Origin of the sequence: Actinopolyspora mzabensis, from assembly GCF_900101095.1 — a bacterium.
Taxonomy (GTDB): domain Bacteria; phylum Actinomycetota; class Actinomycetes; order Mycobacteriales; family Pseudonocardiaceae; genus Actinopolyspora; species Actinopolyspora mzabensis.
On the sequence record NZ_FNFM01000003.1, the window covers coordinates 416,680 to 434,537 of the forward strand.

Annotated in this window: 11 protein-coding genes; 1 reads left to right on the forward strand and 10 read right to left on the reverse strand. The window is 67.5% G+C overall.

Features of this window, described 5'->3' with window-relative positions; all coding sequences use genetic code 11:
* Positions 1-32: 32 nt before the first annotated feature.
* Positions 33-737 carry a 3-oxoacyl-ACP reductase FabG gene (gene fabG, locus BLR41_RS07000; RefSeq protein ID WP_092627141.1) on the reverse strand — a complete coding sequence of 235 codons (705 nt, stop codon included), beginning with the start codon at positions 735-737 and terminating at the stop codon, positions 33-35.
* 313 nt (positions 738-1,050) lie between these two features.
* On the opposite strand from fabG, the gene BLR41_RS07005 reads away from it, so the two are divergent.
* Positions 1,051-3,951 carry an FAD-binding and (Fe-S)-binding domain-containing protein gene (locus tag BLR41_RS07005; protein ID WP_092627142.1) on the forward strand — a complete coding sequence of 967 codons (2,901 nt, stop codon included), beginning with the start codon at positions 1,051-1,053 and terminating at the stop codon, positions 3,949-3,951.
* A 138-nt stretch (positions 3,952-4,089) separates the two neighbouring features.
* Here BLR41_RS07005 and BLR41_RS07010 read toward each other — a convergent pair whose 3' ends face one another.
* The 9 genes from BLR41_RS07010 to gltB all read right to left on the reverse strand — a co-directional run bounded on the left by BLR41_RS07010 (position 4,090) and on the right by gltB (position 17,660).
* Positions 4,090-5,073: a VWA domain-containing protein gene (locus BLR41_RS07010; RefSeq protein WP_092627143.1), complete on the reverse strand. Its 984-nt coding sequence runs from the start codon at positions 5,071-5,073 to the stop codon at positions 4,090-4,092.
* A complete protein-coding gene (locus tag BLR41_RS07015) occupies positions 5,073-5,954 on the reverse strand; it encodes a DUF58 domain-containing protein (protein ID WP_092627144.1) in 882 nt (293 codons plus the stop codon). The genes BLR41_RS07010 and BLR41_RS07015 overlap by 1 nt, the downstream gene beginning before the upstream one ends.
* Positions 5,955-6,025: 71 nt before the next feature.
* Positions 6,026-7,183: an AAA family ATPase gene (locus BLR41_RS07020; protein ID WP_092627145.1), complete on the reverse strand. Its 1,158-nt coding sequence runs from the start codon at positions 7,181-7,183 to the stop codon at positions 6,026-6,028.
* A 251-nt stretch (positions 7,184-7,434) separates the two neighbouring features.
* Positions 7,435-8,016 carry a molybdenum cofactor guanylyltransferase gene (mobA, locus tag BLR41_RS07025; protein WP_092627146.1) on the reverse strand — a complete coding sequence of 194 codons (582 nt, stop codon included), beginning with the start codon at positions 8,014-8,016 and terminating at the stop codon, positions 7,435-7,437.
* Positions 8,017-8,129: 113 nt separating this feature from the next.
* Positions 8,130-9,053, reverse strand: coding sequence for a sulfite exporter TauE/SafE family protein (locus BLR41_RS07030; RefSeq protein ID WP_092627247.1), 924 nt, complete (start codon positions 9,051-9,053; stop codon positions 8,130-8,132).
* A 150-nt stretch (positions 9,054-9,203) separates the two neighbouring features.
* On the reverse strand, positions 9,204-9,659 hold the full coding sequence (locus BLR41_RS07035) for an Rrf2 family transcriptional regulator (protein ID WP_092627248.1): 456 nt from the start codon (positions 9,657-9,659) through the stop codon (positions 9,204-9,206).
* A 329-nt stretch (positions 9,660-9,988) separates the two neighbouring features.
* Positions 9,989-11,128 (reverse strand): S1 family peptidase, encoded by a 1,140-nt coding sequence (locus BLR41_RS07040; RefSeq protein WP_092627147.1) that lies wholly within the window; start codon positions 11,126-11,128, stop codon positions 9,989-9,991.
* A gap of 516 nt (positions 11,129-11,644) precedes the next feature.
* The gene (locus BLR41_RS07050; RefSeq protein ID WP_092627149.1) at positions 11,645-13,096 is read right to left on the reverse strand and encodes a glutamate synthase subunit beta; all 1,452 of its coding nucleotides are present in this window, start codon (positions 13,094-13,096) and stop codon (positions 11,645-11,647) included.
* Positions 13,089-17,660, reverse strand: a complete 4,572-nt coding sequence (gltB, locus tag BLR41_RS07055) for a glutamate synthase large subunit (RefSeq protein ID WP_092627150.1) — start codon at positions 17,658-17,660, stop codon at positions 13,089-13,091. Before gltB ends, BLR41_RS07050 begins: the two co-directional genes overlap by 8 nt.
* Positions 17,661-17,858 lie beyond the last annotated feature (198 nt).

Sequence of the window (17,858 nt, forward strand, 5' to 3'; positions counted from 1 at the left end):
CCCGGGACCCGACGCCAGGCATGCGAAAGGTCTCAGTGCCCCATACCGACCCCACCGTCGACGGGGATGACCGCTCCGGTGACGTAACCGGCGCTGTCCGAGGCCAACCACCGCACGGCACCCGCGATCTCCTCCGGCTCGGCGTAACGCCCCAACGGCACCTGCTCCAGAATCTGCTTCCTGCGCTCCTCGGACAGCTCCTCGGTCATGTCGGTGGCCACGAACCCCGGCGTGACCACATTGGAAGTGATCCCGCGGGAACCGAGCTCACGCGCCAACGACCGGGCGAAACCGATCAGCCCGGCCTTGCTCGCCGCGTAGTTGGCCTGCCCCGGCGCACCCGACAAGGCGACCGTGGACGAGATGAAGATCATCCGGCCTTTCCGGTTACGCAACATGCTGCTGCTCGCGCGCTTGGCCACCCGGTAAGCCCCGGTGAGGTTGGCCTCCACGACCCGCTGGAACTGCTCCTCCCCCATCCGCAACAACAGCCCGTCGTCAGTGATGCCCGCATTGGCCACCACCACCTCCACCCGGCCCTGGGCGGCCTCGACCTCGTCAAAAGCGGCCGTCACCTGCTCGGAGTCGGTCACATCGCACTGCACGCCCAACATCCCCTCGGGCGCTCCCGAGCCACGGTGGGTGATCGCCACGTTGTCGCCGGCAGCCTGAAAGGCCCTGGCTATGGCCAAACCGATACCCCGATTGCCGCCGGTGACCAACACGGACCGTGTCACTGCCACACTCCCTCCGAAAACACACTGTCAACCGCCGTTCGTCGTCCGACGGTGTTGACCGGAACCGCCGCTGAGGCTATCGGCCCGAGGTGTGCGCACCGACATCGGATCGGGGCAGGCAGCACCACGAAACCGGCTTCCTCCCCCGGCAGTTGACGCCACCGGGACAGCCGAACGGCACTGCGGCGAGGCCACCGCGGCCGGAGCGAGTAACATTCCCCGAGAACAACGTCGATCGAGACCACATCGGGCGGCAACCGCTGACCGGCACGGCGACGGTGGCACCCCGCCCTGCTCGGGAGGAGGCCTCGCGGTGAGCAGCACGGCCCCCACCGCCGCGGACATCCCGGAATTCGCGGCCCCACTACGTTCCGCCCTCTCGGGGCAGGCCCGGTTCGACCCCGGCACCCGAGCCCTCTACGCCACCGACGCCTCCAACTACCGGCAGGTACCCGCCGGTGTGGTGTTTCCCCACCACGACTCCGACGTGGCCGCCACACTGGCCACCGCACGCGAGTACGGATTGTCGATCACCTCGCGAGGCGCGGGAACCAGTATCGCCGGCAATGCCATGGGCCCCGGGCTGGTGCTGGACTTCTCCCGACACATGAACCGGATCGAGCACCTCGACCCCCACCGACGACTCGCACGGGTACAGCCAGGAGTCGTACTGGACACGCTCCGACACGCGGCACAACCACACGGCCTGACCTTCGGCCCCGACCCCTCCACACACAGCCGCTGCACCCTCGGCGGCATGATCGGCAACAACTCCTGCGGCACACACTCGGTGGCCTGGGGCAAAACGATCGACAACGTTCACGAACTGGACGTGCTGCTGGCCGACGGCACCCGACTCACCCTCGGAGCCACCCCACCGGACACACTGGACACACTGTGCGCCCGAGGCGACCGCACCGGAAGACTGTACAGCGAACTGCGCCGACTGGCCGAACACTACGAACCGAACCTGCGCGCGGACATGCCCACCCCCCGCAGACGCGTCTCCGGCTACAACCTCGACCAACTGCTCCCCGACAACGACTTCAACCTCGCGCGAGCCCTGGTCGGCTCGGAGGGAACCTGCGCCACCATCCTGTCGGCCACAGTGGAACTGGTCGAGACCCCCGCCGCCCGCGCGATGGTGGTACTGGGATTCGACAACACCTACGACGCCGCCGACGAAGTCCCCCACCTGCTCGACCGGAACACACTGGCCATCGAAGGCATCAGCGGTGAACTCGTCGACGTCGTCGGCGACCGCAACCCCAACTCCCCCGCGCTGTCCCTGCTGCCCGCCGGGCGGAGCTGGCTACTGGTCGAAACCGGCGGAACCGATCAGGACGCGGCCAGACACACCGCCGAAACGATCGCGAACTCCTTCGGCGACCGCGCCACCACCGCCGTACACACCGCACCGGACCGGATGGCAGCACTGTGGAAAATCCGGGAAGAAGGCTCCGGATACGCCACCAGAATGGCCGACGGTTCGGAACGCTGGTCCGGCTGGGAAGACGCCGCGGTCCCCCCACACCGCCTCGGAACCTACCTACGCGAATTCGACGCCCTGCTGGACCACTTCGGATACCACGGGGTCAGCTACGGGCACTACGGCGACGGATGCATCCACGTACGCATCGACTTCGACCTGAAATCACGAGCCGGAGCCACCGAATACCGAAACTTCCTGGAATCGGCAGCCGAACTGACCGCAACCCACGGCGGATCGCTGTCCGGCGAGCACGGCGACGGCCGGGCCCGCTCGGCATTGTTGTCCCGGATGTACCCCCAACCGATCCTGCACGCCTTCGAAGAGTTCAAAACCGCGTTCGACCCAGAAGGGCTACACAACCCGGGCATTCTGACCCGACCGTCACCGGTCGACAGCGACCTGCGGCTACTGGTGGCACCGCCACGAATCCCCAGCAGAACCACGCTCGCCCTGGGCTCCGACAACGGCGACCTCGCCCCCGCCACTCGCCGATGCGTAGGGATGGGCAAGTGCCTCAACCCCTCGGGCGGAGTAATGTGCCCGAGCTACCGGGCAACCCGCGACGAGAAACACTCCACCCGCGGCCGAGCTCACCTGCTGTTCGAAATGCTGGCGGGCGAAACCGTGCGCGGCGGGTGGCGTTCCGAGGAGGTCCACGAGGCACTGGATCTGTGCCTGTCCTGCAAGGGCTGCAAAACCGACTGCCCGGTCGGGGTGGACATGGCCTCCTACAAGGCCGAATTCCTGCACCACTACCACCACAACCGACCCCGCCCCGCGGCGCACTACTCGATGGGGTTCCTACCGCTGTGGCTACGCCTGAGCGCACACGCACCACGGCTGGCCAACCGAATCACACAAGGCCGAGCCGCCCCACTGCTCAAACGGCTCGGCGGAATAACCCCCGAACGGCAGCTACCGCGCATCGCACCGCGAACGCTGCGACAACAACACCGCGAGAGCAACAGCCACGACGGCGAGTCCGAAACGTTGGTGCTGTTTCCGGACACCTTCACCAACTACCTCGAACCGGCCATCGGCGAGGACGCGATCGCCGGGCTGCGCCACCTGGGATACCACGTCGAACTCCCCACCGGCTCGATGTGCTGCGGCCTCACCTGGCACTCGACCGGCCAACTGGGCATCGCCCGCCGAACACTACGACGCACCGCCCGCAACCTTCGCCCCAACCTTCGCCCCGGCACCCCCCTGGTGGGACTGGAACCCAGCTGCACCGAATTCCTGCGCAACGACGCACTGGAACTGTGCCCCGACGACGAGGACGTGCGCACCGTAGCCGAGGCGACAACCACCTTCGCCGAACAGCTCGCCCCGTCACGGCACCAATGGCGCCGTGAGACCACCGAAACCGCAGGCGAGGCGCTGCTGCAGGTGCACTGCCACCAGTACGCGGAGTCGGGCGCCGACGCGGACCGAGCCGTGCTGGAAGCCACCGGGCTACGCACCCGGGTACTGGACTCCGGCTGCTGCGGACTGGCGGGCAACTTCGGTTTCGAACGGGGCCACTACGACGTCTCGATGGCCTGCGCCGAGGACAGCCTGCTACCGGAAATACGCGCGGCACGCGCCGACACGGCGATCCTCGCCGACGGGTTCAGCTGCCGAACGCAACTTCGCCACGCCACCGAGGCCCAGCCCGTGCACCTGGCGACCCTGCTCGCCCGCACCCTGGGAGTCGCCACGGACGAACACGCCCGATGAGGAAAGTCCGGCAGCTCGCTGCCCGCGGCGCCGAACGTGCAGGCGGCACGCTCGGCCCACGCACCTCCGCCCGCACTCGACAGCGAAAAGGCCACCCACAGCCGTCGCGGGCAACACACGGCTCAGGTGAACCACAGGTCAGGGCAACCGCTGCCCCACCAGCAGTGCCACACCCGCCGCCACGATCGCCGCAAGCGTGCCGAGCACGAACCACGGCTTGCTCGCGTCCGCCCGCTTGATCTCGTAACCGATCTGTTCCTGCAGCGTGTCGTAGACCTGCCGCAGCTGTTCGGCACTGGCCGCCTTGTAGAACTCACCCCCGGAGAGATCGGCGATACGCCGCATCGCATCGTCGTCGACCTCCACCGGCTGCCGTTGCCCCTGAATCCGGATACTGCCGTGCTCGGTGCCGAACGAGATGGTGGAGACGGGCACTCCGGCCTGCTTGGCCGCCTTCGCCTGGGTGTAGGCCCCCCGCGGCGCGTCCAACTCCCGCGGGATGGTCTGCCCACCGTCGGCCATCAGCACGATCCGGGCAGGCGGGGGCCCCTGGCCACCACCGAGCATTCGTCCGAACGAATCGATGGCCGACAGGGAAGCCTTGATCCCCTCCCCGGTGGCAGTGGCCTCCGAAAGCTGCAGACTGTCGATGGCCTGCTTCACACTGGGCCGGTCAGTGGTGGGCATGACCATCACCGTGGACGTCCCCGCGAAGGAGACCAACCCCAGGTTGATTCCCGGCGTGAGCTTGTCGGCGAACTCCTTGGCCGCCTGCTTGGCCGCACGCAACCGGCTGGGACTGACGTCCTGGGCCTTCATGGAAAGCGAGACATCCATCGTCAGCAGCACGGTGGCCCGGTTGCGCGGAATGCGCTGCTCCGAAGTGGGACCGGCCAGCCCAACCGTCAGCAGGATCAACGCCACACCGAGCAGCGCCATCGGCACGTGCTTGGGCCACCCCTGGCGGCTGGGAGCGACCCGCTCCAGCAACTCGAGATTGCTGAAGCGCATCGTGCTGCGCCTGCGCCTGCGCTGCGCCCACAGGTAGCCGACGAGCAGAGCCGCCACCAGGATCAGCAGCAGGAACCACGCGGGGCTGGTGAATCCGCTCAGACTGGGCATCAAACCACTCCCCCGGACCAGCCGCGTTTGCGGGCCACGACGAAGCGAACTATGTCGGCGATCCAGTCCGAATCGGTGCGCAACACCAGGTGGGCCGCCCCGACCCGCCGCAGCTCCGCGGCGACCCGTTCCCGGTGGGCCGCGGCGGCCGCGGCGAACTCACGTCGTAACAATGGTGTGGTGGTCACCTCACGCTGTTTGCCGGTCTCGGGATCGCTCAACTGGACGGTGCCCACGCTCGGCAGTTCGACATCGCGCGGATCGAGGACCTCGATCGCGAGCAGCGAGTGCCGTGCCGAGAGCCCCCGCATCGCTCGTTGCCACTCGATCGGTCCGAGAAAGTCGGAAATCACCACGGCCAGACCGCGGCGACGCGGCGGTCGGCGCAACGCTTCCACGAGAGCGGCCAGATCCCCCGACACCCCCTCCGGCGGGTGCGGCACCTCCGCGGTTCGACGCAGCAGCGCCCTGGCGTAGTCACTGCCGCCCCTGGCCGGTACACGGGTGAGTTCCGCACCGTTGGAGGCGACGGCGCCGAGTCGGTTCCCGCCGCCCGCGGTCAGGTGTCCCACCGCGGCCAGTCCCGCTATCGCCAGTTCACGCTTGGTGCACCCTGCCGTCCCGAAGTCCAGGCTGGCGGACAGGTCAACGGCCGCCCAGGTCTCCAGTTCACGATCGGCTACCGTCTCGCGAATGTGCGGTTCGGTGGTCCGGGCCGTCACGGCCCAGTCCATCCGCCGCACGTCGTCGCCGGGCTGGTACGTCCGCGCCTCTCCTGGCTCGGTTCCCGGCCCCGGCACGAGCCCCAGATGATTGCCCTGCAGCAGGCCGTCGAGCCTGCCGCGTACCGTCAGTTCCAGGGAGCGCAGTGCTTCCCGCATACGTCCGGCCTGCAACGCGGGTGGCGCCCATTCCGGGCGGTCACCGCTGTTCGACACGGCGAATCGACTCCTCACTGGTTGGTGACACCGGAGGACGGCTGCTGGCCGTACGCGGCTCCCGGCACGGCGGGGGCGCCCACCTGCGGCGCACCGGTGTGCTGTCCGGCGTGCTGGGGGCGCGCCGACACCTGGGGCAGCGGGACAGTCTGCAGCACCCGGTTGACGACGTGGTCAACGGGCACCCCGTCGGCCACCGCGTCGTAGGAGAGCACGATGCGGTGGCGGAACACATCCGGGACCACGTCGACGACGTCCTGCGGCAGTACGTAGTCGCGGCCGCGCAGCAGGGCGAGTGCGCGGGCACCACCGACGACACCGAGGGTGGCGCGAGGTGAGGCGCCGTAGGAGACCCAGCCCGCGATGTCGGAGAGCCCGTGTTCGTTGGGCGAGCGGGTGGCCAGCACCAGGCGGACGACGTAGTCCACCAGGGCGTGGTGCACGAACACGTTGGAGGCCACCTGCTGCAACCGGGACAGTTCACCGGGGTCGAGCACGGTCTGCGGTTCCGGTGGGGACACCCCCATCCGGTAGACGATCTCGCGTTCCTCTTCGGCCGTGGGGTATTCCACCAGCAGTTTGAACAGGAACCGGTCCCGCTGCGCTTCGGGCAGCGGATACACCCCCTCGTTCTCGATGGGGTTCTGCGTGGCCAGCACCTGGAAGGGTTGCGGCGTGGGATAGCTGTGCCCGCCCAGTGAGACGTGTTGCTCGGCCATGACCTCCAGCAGGGCCGACTGGATCTTGGCGGGGGCGCGGTTGACCTCGTCCGCCAGCACGAAGTTGGCCATGATGGGGCCGAGTTCGACGTCGAACCGCTCGCTGCCCTGCCGGTAGATCCTGGTTCCCAGCAGGTCGGCGGGCACGAGGTCCGGGGTGAACTGCAGTCGGGAGAAGCTGCCCCCCACCACCGTGGAGAAGGTCTCCACGGCCAGGGTCTTGGCGACGCCCGGGATGCCCTCGAGCAGGATGTGTCCCCCCGCCAGCAGCCCCACCAGAATGCGCTCCACGAGTCGGTCCTGGCCGACGATCACACGTTTGACCTCGAAGACGGTGCGCTCGAGCAGTTGTGCGTCCCTGGCGGGGGTACTGGTGTGATCCGGCGAGTGGGCCGGCCCGGCCGCCCCTGTGCCCGCGCCATTGCCGTTACCGCCCTGACCCGGATCGGTCACTGGGAAACCTCCAACTGAATGCTCGGCACCCCGTGGGGCGCGGATACCACCACAGGGTGATCGCTGTTGTTGCCGATATTGGCACGTGACCGTACTGATCACGCGTCGGGGCGCGTTGTTGTTCTCATTTCACCTTGTTGGGCGTGTGTACGTTGTGAAGTTTGATTTCATTCAACACTGAAACTATAGAAACAGTAAACATACTGTGTGTCCACCGCCCCGCGTCAGGAGACACGGGACGACCGAAGTTCTCAGGGCGCTCGACGCAGCGTTCGAGCCAGGTCCCCGGGAGTGTCCACGTCGAGGGTCTCGGCCTCTTCCGCGGGCACGGACAGCGGGCACAACGGGGACAGCACACCGCGCAGCGCGACCCCCTGCGGCCGTTCGGGCAAGGCTCGCCCCAGCGCGACCGTCCGCCAGACCCCGACCAGCCACTGCGGCCGGTCGTCCGCATCGACCAGCACCGCTCCCCCACTGTCCGGAGCCCGGTGCAGCGCGGCCAACAACCGCGAGATCGTGTCGCGCTTCAGCCAGGGATGATCAGCGGCGAGCACGGCGACCACCGGGACGCACGCGGGCAGCGCGGACAGCCCCGCCGACAGGGCCGCCACCGGTCCCGCACCGGGCGGCTCCTCCCGGGTCCAGCGGACCGGGAGACCGGTCACCCGCCGGGGCCCCACCGCCACGATCGGCTCCGCGTCGGAAACCGCAGCAAGGGTGCGGTCCAGCAGGGAAAGCCCGGAAAACCGGATGGCGGGCTTGTCCCGGCCTCCCAGCCTGCTGCCGCGGCCACCTGCCAGCACGATCCCGGCGAATCCACTCGTCGAGGCCATACCAGCAGCCTACGTCCCGCATCCCGAGGACATCGACGAATCATCGACGGGGGCGCCGGGACGAAACCCGCTCACCGAACCACGACTCGCCGGGCGCGGATGCGACGCGACACTCAGCTCGCCTCGTAGGCATAGTCGTGCTCGTTCGCACCGCCGGCCCCCAGCCGGGCCGAACGACGCTGCAGAACCTCGCTCCGGATCGCCCAGACCAGGCCCGTCAACCACACCAGGCCGAGCGCGGCGGTGAGCAGCACGCCGGGAACCGGCGGTACTCCCACCGTGTCGAGCAGCAGCCGCGAATTGCTGAACACGATGAGCCCCCCGGCTCCCACACCCAGCACGCGGACCGGCAGGATGCGAACGAGCCACGCGGCCAGCGGAGCGGCGACCACACCACCGATGAGCAGCCCGAGAGTCACCGGCCACTTCCAGGCCGAGCCGCCGTTGTGCAGCAAGAATCCGGTGGTCGCTCCCAGTGAGACGATCAGTTCGCTGGTGTTGACCGTGCCGACGGTACGCCTGGGCAGGATCCGTCCCGTGCTGAGCAGTGTCGAAGTGGTGACCGGCCCCCAGCCACCTCCGCCCACGGAGTCGACGAAGCCACCGATCCCGCCGAGCGGAATCAGCCAGCGCCGCCCCGCGGGGGTGAGACCACTGGATCGCACGGGGGTGGACCACGCCGAGAAGCGCAGTACGACATAGCTCCCGAGTACCACCAGCAGCAGCGCCATCCAGCCGCGGGCCGAGCCGGCCGCCACCGAGGAGAGAGCCGAGGCTCCGAGGAAGCCGCCGAGCCCACCGGGCAGCGCGAGCCAGCCGACCATGCGCCAGTCGACGTTGCGCATCCGCCAGTGCGCCGCACCGGAGACGACAGCTGTCCCGATCTTGGCCAGGTGCACCGACGCCGAAGCCATCACAGGCGCGGTGCCCACGGCCAGCAGGCCGGTTGTGGCCGTCACGCCGAATCCCATCCCCAGCGAGCCGTCGACCAGCTGGGCGAGAAATCCGGCCACCGCCACGAGCAACAGAGTGGGCACCAATGCCTCCAGACCGTTTCCGCTCGCCCCCGAAGCGACGAGCGGCTTTTCCAACTAAGTTGATAAAAACGGTACACTTTCCAACGGACCGGTCAACACGCTCCCAGTGCTCGGGACGGCACCGTTCGGCACGGCACCCCGTGAGTACGTTCAGCGCGACTCCCACACCCCTGTTTCACTGGTACGCGCCGCAACGTCCGATGGAAGCTCGCCGGAGACGAGTTGGGCTATGGTGACATTCTCCAGCACTTCGCGCAGGCTGCTGCGCACCGCGATCCAGACCCACTGCAGTACAGCGACCGACGGATCGTACTGCACGTCCTCGGCCCGTTGGCCGTGTATGCTGACCAGCGGGCCGTCGGTGGCGCGAATCACATCGGCTATCGAGATAGTGCCCGGTTCCCGGGCCATCACCCAACCACCGGCCTGCCCCCGCCTGCTGGCGACGAAACCGGCGCGCCGCAGGTCACTCAGTACGGCCTGCAGGAAGTTTCGTGGGATGTCCTGGGCGAGGGCGACGTCCTCGGCACTGACCGGCCCTGCCTGTGCACGGGCTATCTCCACCAGCGCGCGCAACGCGTAGTCCACCTTGGCCGAAATCCGCATGACTCGATTGTTCATCACACCCGGCTGGAAGAGTGCTCCAGCCCTTGGACCGAGTTCTCCTCGGAGGAGTTCGGCCCCACCGCCCCGCGTGAAACGGGTAGGTCCCCGCACCGCGAGCATCGGCGGACTCGAAAACAACTCGCATGGTGGTGGCGGGGACGCCCCTCCCCGTACGGGTGATTCCCGGCGAGGCCCGCCGGGCACGGCGAGCGGGCGAGAGCCCGGCCCGCACGACTTTCGGGGCCGCCCGCGAATGCGGACGGCCCCGAAAGCTCGTGGCGCGGACCGGAATGGCCGGCCCGGTTCACCCGAAGGGTGCAACCGAGGGGTCAGCCGGTCACCAGGCTCACGCCGTAGGCGTTGAGGGCCTCGTTGACGGGCTGGAAGTAGGTGGTGCCACCCGAGGTGCAGTCACCCGATCCACCGGAGGTCATACCCTGGGCCTGGCCACCGGAGATGAAGGAACCACCGGAGTCACCGGGCTCGGCGCAGACATCGGTGCGGGTCAGGCCGTAAACGGTACCGCTGGGGTAGCTGACCGTCTGGTTCTTGGCCTGGATGGTGCCACAGTGCCAGCCCGTGGTCTGACCGGAACGGCACACCGAGGAGCCGACCGCGGCCTCCTGCGAACCGCTCACGATGCTGGCGTAGCCGTCGTACTGATCGACCCAGGGACGCAGCGTGTCGTCGGAGCCGGTCTGCACGTAGGAGTAGTCGTTGCCGGGGAAGGAGGAACCGGCGAACGTCCCGCTGGGGCTACCGGTGCTGTCGCCGGTGCTCCCGCAGTGGCCCGCCGAGACGAATCCGCCGGACACGGCGAACCCGACCGAGCAGACCGTGGAACCATTGATGGTGTAGCGCTGCCCACCGATCACATCGGCGTAGGTGCGCGGCTGCTCGGCGGACTCGACCACGCTCACCGAGTCACTGTCCACACCGGTGGAAGCAACGAATTCGGTCGCGCGGTCGGCCGTGCCCTTCTCGGTGGTCAAAACCACGGAATTGCTGGTCGTGTCGACGTACCAACCGGTGACCGATTCCGGAGCACGCTTCGCATTCCGGTTCAGCGTGGTGTTGGCGGCACGCAGTTGTGCCTTGCTGTCGTCCACGAGCCTGGGAACGGCGTCCTCGGCCCGCACCCTGTCGAATTCGGAGCGGTCGGTGACACCCACGACCAGCTTCCCGAGGTCGGCGTCGTAGTGGAATCCGCCGAAACTACTGCCGAGCTTGTCGGCCATACCGTCGGCGGCCTGCCGCGCCACGGCTTCGGCATCGAGCCGTTGTTCGGCCTGAGCGTGACTCAGGCCGAGGTCGCGCTGCATGGCCTGCATCATCGTGCTCGCGTGTCGCGGGCTCGGATCCTCGGAAACGTTGGCGCTGTCCGCTGTGGCCGGTGCGGTCATGGCGGTCAGCGTTCCCGCGGCGAGAATCGCGGACGCCGCAATTCGGCCGGGCATTTTCCGCTGCATCTGTGATCTCCCTGTACGCGAAAACGGTTTGTCTTCGGTGGCAGGAAAGTTTCCGGGGAAAACGCTTCAGCGACAATACTGCGTTTGCAGCAGCGCTCGGCAAACGGAGTACATGCCACCGGAACACGTTCCGTGCGGAACACACCCGGGAGATCACCGGGCATTGGCGGAAAAACGACGCGTGACCGGCTGCGGCATTGACAGCCTCCTCCGCCCCTTTTACCGTCTACGATTCGCTTTGTGCGACGCGGGCTTCCTGACCGGCGATTTCATCGCTGAAAAGGGAAAAACGGGCCCCGAGGACACACCGAACGACCGGTTCACGTTGTGTGTCCGAAAAAGGGCGGAAGCATTCCACAACACGGAACCGAACGTGTAAAACGGGAATGAAAAAGTATGATCAAATCACCGTGGGGCTGCGCCGCACGAGTGGGCCGAAGGGGCTCGCACGATGCCGCGTAGGACGTCGCGCGAGCCGAGTGGGGCTGTCCGACAGGGACAGCCCCACCTCCGGTGTCATGTCAGCGGACGGTCATTGGGACCGATCGGCGCGGGAAGCGCGTCGCGTCCCATCAGGTAACGATCCACACCGGCCGCCGCGGAGCGTCCCTCCGAGATGGCCCAGACGATCAGCGACTGACCGCGTCCCATGTCACCGGCGCTGAACACACCGTCGACACTGGTCATGAAGGAACGGTCCCGCGCCACGTTGCCACGGGCGTCGAGCTCGACACCGAGCTCGTCGACCATGCCGGCACGTTCCGGACCGACGAAGCCCATCGCCAACAGCACCAGCTCGCACGGCAGCTCCTGCTCGGTGCCCTCCACCGGGACGAACTTGCCGTTCTCCTTGCGAACCTCGACCAGCTGCAACGCACGCAGGTTTCCGTCCTCGTCACCGAGGAACTGCTGGGTGTTGACCGAGAACAGACGCCGACCACCCTCCTCGTGTGCCGAGGAGACCCGGTAGAGCATCGGGTAGGTGGGCCAGGGCTGGTTCTCCGGCCGCTCATTGGGCGGGGTCGGCATGATCTCCAGCTGGGTCACCGACGCCGCGCCCTGACGATGCGCCGTTCCCAGACAGTCGGCACCGGTGTCACCCCCACCGATGATGACCACGTTCTTGCCCTCGGCACTGATGGACGCCTGCGGCAGGTCACCCTGCTGTACCCGGTTCGCGGGCGGCAGGTACTCCATCGCCTGGTGGATACCGCCCAGTTCCCTGCCGGTGATGGGCAGGTCCCGGGACATCGTGGATCCGCCCGCCAGCACCACGGCGTCGTGCTCGGCACGCAGCTGCTCCACGGTGAGATCCACCCCGACATCGACACCCGTGCGGAACTCGGTGCCTTCCTGCCGCATCTGCTCGAGCCTGCGGTCGAGCCGGAACTTCTCCATCTTGAACTCGGGGATGCCGTAGCGCAGCAGCCCGCCGATCCGGTCGGCGCGCTCGTAGACGATCACCCGGTGCCCGGCACGCGTGAGCTGCTGCGCCGCGGCCAGTCCGGCCGGGCCGGAGCCGACCACGGCCACCGTGCGTCCGGTCACGGCCGCAGGCTGCTCCGGCCGCACCCAACCCTCTTCCCAGGCCCGATCGATGATCTCGATCTCGACCTGCTTGATGCTCACCGCATCCGAGTTGATTCCCAGCACGCAGGCGGCCTCGCACGGAGCCGGACACAGCGTGCCGGTGAACTCGGGGAAGTTGTTGGTGGCGTGCAGCCGTTCGATGGCACCGCGCCAGTCCTCCCGCCAGACCAGGTCGTTCCACTCCGGAATGAGATTTCCCAGCGGGCAGCCCTGATGGCAGAAGGGGATGCCGCAGTCCATGCAGCGGCCCGCCTGCTGCTCCAGCTGCTGGTGGGAGAACTCCTCGTAGACCTCACGCCAGTCCTTGAGCCGGATGTCGACCGGCCGACGCTGCGGCGTCTCGCGCGGCGTGGTCAGAAAGCCCTTCGGGTCAGCCATGAGCGGCCTCCATGATCGCCTCGTTGACGTCGCGGCCGTCGCGCTCGGCATCGGCCTTGGCATTGAGAACGCGCTTGAAGTCCTTCGGCATCACCTTGCCGAACCGTGTCGCGGCGGCCTCCCAGTCGCCGAGCAGCTCGCGAGCCACGGTGGATCCGGTTTCGCGGTGGTGCTTCTCGATCAGTTCGTACAGTTCGCCGCGATCGTCGGAATCCAGCGGGTCCAGATCGACCATCTCGTGGTTGATCCGGTCGGGGCGCGGATCGAGCACGTAGGCGATACCGCCGGACATGCCTGCCGCGAAATTGCGCCCCGTACCACCGAGCACCACGATCCGGCCGCCGGTCATGTACTCACACCCGTGGTCGCCCACGCCTTCCACAACTGCCAACGCCCCGGAGTTGCGCACCCCGAAACGTTCACCGACGACACCGCGAACGAACATCTCGCCGCCCGTGGCGCCGTAGAGCAGCACGTTGCCCGCGATCACGTTGTCCTCCGCGGCGAAGGCGGCGTCCTCCTGCGGACGCAACACGACCCGGCCGCCCGACAGCCCCTTGCCGACGTAGTCGTTGGAGTCGCCGTTGAGTCGCAGGGTGATACCGCGCGGCAGGAAGGCTCCGAAGGACTGTCCCGCCGAGCCGGTGAACGTGACGTGGATGGTGTCGTCGGCCAGTCCCGCGCCACCCCACTTGCGGGTGAGTTCGGAACCCAGCATGGTGCCGACCGAGCGGTTGACGTTGCGCACCGGCAGCTCCAGCCGCAGCGGAGTGCCGTCGGACAGTGCCCCTTCGCTGAGCTGAATCAGGGTGTTGTCCAGCGCCTTTTCCAGGCCGTGTTCCTGTTTGGCCGTGCAGTGCCTGGCCGAGTCCTCGGCGACCTCCGGCACGTGCAGGATCGGCGAGAGATCGATGCCCTCGGTCTTCCAGTGTCGGGTGGCCGGATCGGTGTCGAGCATCTCGGTGTGGCCGATCGCCTCCTCGATGGAGCGGAATCCCAGCGCGGCCAGGTGCTCCCGCACTTCCTGAGCGATGAACTCGAAGAAGTTGACGATGTAGTCGGCCCGACCGTCGAACTTGGCACGCAGCTCCGGATTCTGGGTGGCCACACCCACCGGGCAGGTGTCCAGGTGACACACCCGCATCATGACGCAGCCGGATACCACCAGCGGAGCGGTGGCGAAGCCGAACTCCTCGGCGCCGAGCAGCGCGGCCAGGACCACGTCCCGGCCGGTCTTGAGCTGCCCGTCGGTCTGCACCACGATCCGGTCGCGGAGCCCGTTGGCCAGCAGCGTCTGCTGCGTCTCGGCCAGCCCGAGCTCCCACGGCGCCCCGGCGTGCTTGATGGAGGACAGCGGAGACGCACCGGTACCACCGTCGTGCCCCGAGATGAGCACCACGTCGGCGTGTGCCTTGCTCACTCCCGCGGCGACCGTGCCGACACCGACCTCCGAGACCAGCTTGACGTGCACCCGCGCCCGCGGATTCGCGTTCTTGAGGTCGTAGATCAGCTGGGCGATGTCCTCGATGGAGTAGATGTCGTGGTGCGGCGGCGGCGAGATCAGCCCCACCCCGGGAGTCGAGTGCCGGGTGTCGGCGATCCAGGGATAGACCTTGTGCCCGGGCAGCTGTCCCCCCTCGCCCGGCTTGGCCCCCTGGGCGATCTTGATCTGGATGTCGTCGGAGTTGACCAGGTATTCGCTGGTGACCCCGAACCGACCGCTGGCGGCTTGTTTGATGGCCGAACGCCGCCAGTCCCCGTTGGTGTCCACCGTGAACCGATCGGCGTCCTCACCGCCCTCACCGGTGTTGGACTTGGCCCCGAGCCGGTTCATCGCCACCGCGAGAACCTCGTGCATCTCCTTGGAGATCGAGCCGTAGGAGATCCCACCGGTCGCGAACCGCTTGACGATCTCGGAAACCGGTTCCACCTCGTCGATGTCGACCGGCTCACGCGCGCCCTCGCGGAACTTGAGCAGCCCGCGCAGCGTCATCAGCCGCTCGGACTGTTCGTCGACGTGGTTGGTGTACTCCTTGAAGATGTCGTACTGGCCGCTGCGGGTGGAGTGCTGCAGCTTGAACACCGTGTGGGGGTTGAACAGGTGCGGATCGCCCTCACGGCGCCACTGGTACTCACCGCCCACCGCGAGCTCGCGGTGGTGCGCCTTGAGGCCGTCGGCGGGGAAGGTCCTGCGGTGGCGCTGACCGATCTCGGTGGCCAGGGTCTCGAAGTCGATGCCGCCGAGCCGGGAGGTGGTGCCGGTGAAGCAGCGGTCGACGATCTCCTCACCGAGTCCGATGGCCTCGAAGATCTGGGCCCCCGTGTAGGAGGCGACCGTGGAGACACCGATCTTGGACATGGTCTTGCGCAGCCCCTTGCCAAGAGCCTTGATCAGGTTCTTGGTGGCCTGCTTGGCATCCACCCCGGAGACCTCACCGCGCGCCACGAGGTCCTCGACGCTGGCCATGGCCAGATAAGGGTTCACCGCGGCGGCACCGTAACCGACCAGCAGGGCCACGTGATGCACCTCGCGGACATCGCCCGCTTCGACGACCAGTCCCACGTGGGTACGGCTCTTCTCCCGGATGAGGTGGTGATGCACCGCGCCGGTCAGCAGCAGCGAGGGAATCGCCGCGTACTCGGCGTCGGCACCGCGATCGGAGAGCACGATGATGCGGGCCCCGTCGGCCACCGCCTCGGAGACCTCACGGCAGATCTCGTCCAACCGCTGCCGGAGTGCCTGACCTCCCCCGGCGGCCCGGTACACCATGTGAATGGTCACCGAACTCAGTTCGGGGCGGTCCCCGTCGTCGTTGATGTGGATCAACTTCGCGAGCTCGTCGTTGTCCAGCACCGGGAACGGCAGCACCAGTTGGTGGCAAGCCTGCGGGTCGGTGTCCAGCAGGTTGTGCTCCGGACCGACATGGGTGCTCAGCGAGGTGACCAGTTCCTCGCGGATGGCGTCCAGTGCCGGGTTGGTGACCTGGGCGAACAGCTGGGTGAAGTAGTCGAACAGCTGGCGCGGCCGTTCGGACAGCGGAGCGAGCGGAACGTCGTTGCCCATGGAACCGACGGGTTCGGCACCTCCGGAGGCCATGGGCTTGAGCAGCGTGTCGACTTCTTCCTCGGTGTAGCCGAACAGCTGCTGGCGCTGTACGAGCGAGGAGTGCGGCGGGACCTCACGGGAGCGGGTGGGCAGGTCCTCGAGATGGACCATTCCATCGTCCAACCACTGCCGGTAGGGATGCTGCGCGGCGAGTTCGCCCTTGATCTCCTCGTCGTCGACGATACGTCCCCGCTCGGTGTCGAGCAGGAACATCTTGCCCGGCTGCAACCTGCCCTTACGTGCCACCCGCTGCGGCTCGATGTCGAGCACACCGGTCTCGCTGGCCAGCACGAGCATGTTGTCGTGGGTGACCCAGTAGCGGCCGGGCCGCAGGCCGTTGCGGTCGAGCACCGCCCCCACCTGTGCACCGTCGGTGAAGGTAACCAGGGCAGGACCGTCCCACGGTTCCATGAGGTTGTTGTGGAACTCGTAGAAGGCGCGGCGCTGGGGATCCATCTCGGTGTGGTTCTCCCACGCCTCGGGGATCATCATCAGCACGGCGTGCGGCAGCGAACGCCCACCGAGGTGGAGCAGTTCCAACACCTCGTCGAAAGTGGCCGAGTCGCTGGCGTCGGGCGTGGCGACCGGGTAGAGCCGCGAGAGGTCGCCCGGGATCAGGTCCGTGTCGAGCATGCTCTCGCGGGTGCGCATCCAGTTGCGGTTGCCGCGCATGGTGTTGATCTCACCGTTGTGCGCGATGTAGCGGTACGGATGCGCCAGCGGCCACGAGGGGAAAGTGTTCGTGGAGAACCTCGAGTGCACCAGGCCGATGGCGCTGCTGAACCGGTCGTCCGTGAGATCGATGAAGAACGCGTCGAGCTGCGCCTCGGTCAGCATCCCCTTGTAGACGAGCGTGCGGGCCGACAGGCTCGGGAAGTACACGTCGGTGTCGTGCTCGGCACGTTTGCGCAGGCAGAACGCACGGCGTTCCAGCCGCATGACGGGGTCCTGCCCGTCCGTGGCGGAGTCGCCGGACTCGGCGACGAACAGTTGACGGAAGCGGGGCATCACTCCCCGGGCCAACGAACCGGCACAACCGGGATCGACCGGCAGCGTCCGCCAGCCGAGCACTTCGAGCCCCTCTTCCGCCGCGATCCGCTCGATCGCGGCCACCGCCTGCTCGCAGTCCGCTTCTTCGTCCGGAAGAAAGGCGTTACCCACCGCGTAACCGCCGGCGGGGGGAAGTTCGAACGGAACCACCTCGCGCAAGAACGCGTCCGGCACCTGGGTCAGGATTCCCACCCCGTCACCGGTGTCCGGATCGGCGCCTTTCGCGCCCCGGTGTTCCATGTTGCGCAGCGCGGTCAGCGCGTTCCGCACAATCGCGTGATCCTTGCGGCCGGCCATATCGGCGACGAGCGCCACACCGCACGCGTCGTGATCGTTGGCAGGGTCGTAGAGACCCTCGACGTCGGCGCCCCGTTGCACTCGACCTCTCGCATTCTGGGAAACCGGCATTCGGATCCTCCCGTCGTCAGGCAACGACCTCAGCCACGCGAAAAAGTGGGGACGAGATCGTGGAAACCTCTCCGGAGCTGACAAGAAGGATGCGCCGTTGCACTCTTGGTCAGTTTGCGGAACTATACAGATTTCCGAGTTGCACGACTACGAGTAAGTAACACGTGTTACACCCGCGGGTCCTGCTCCCGAAATCTG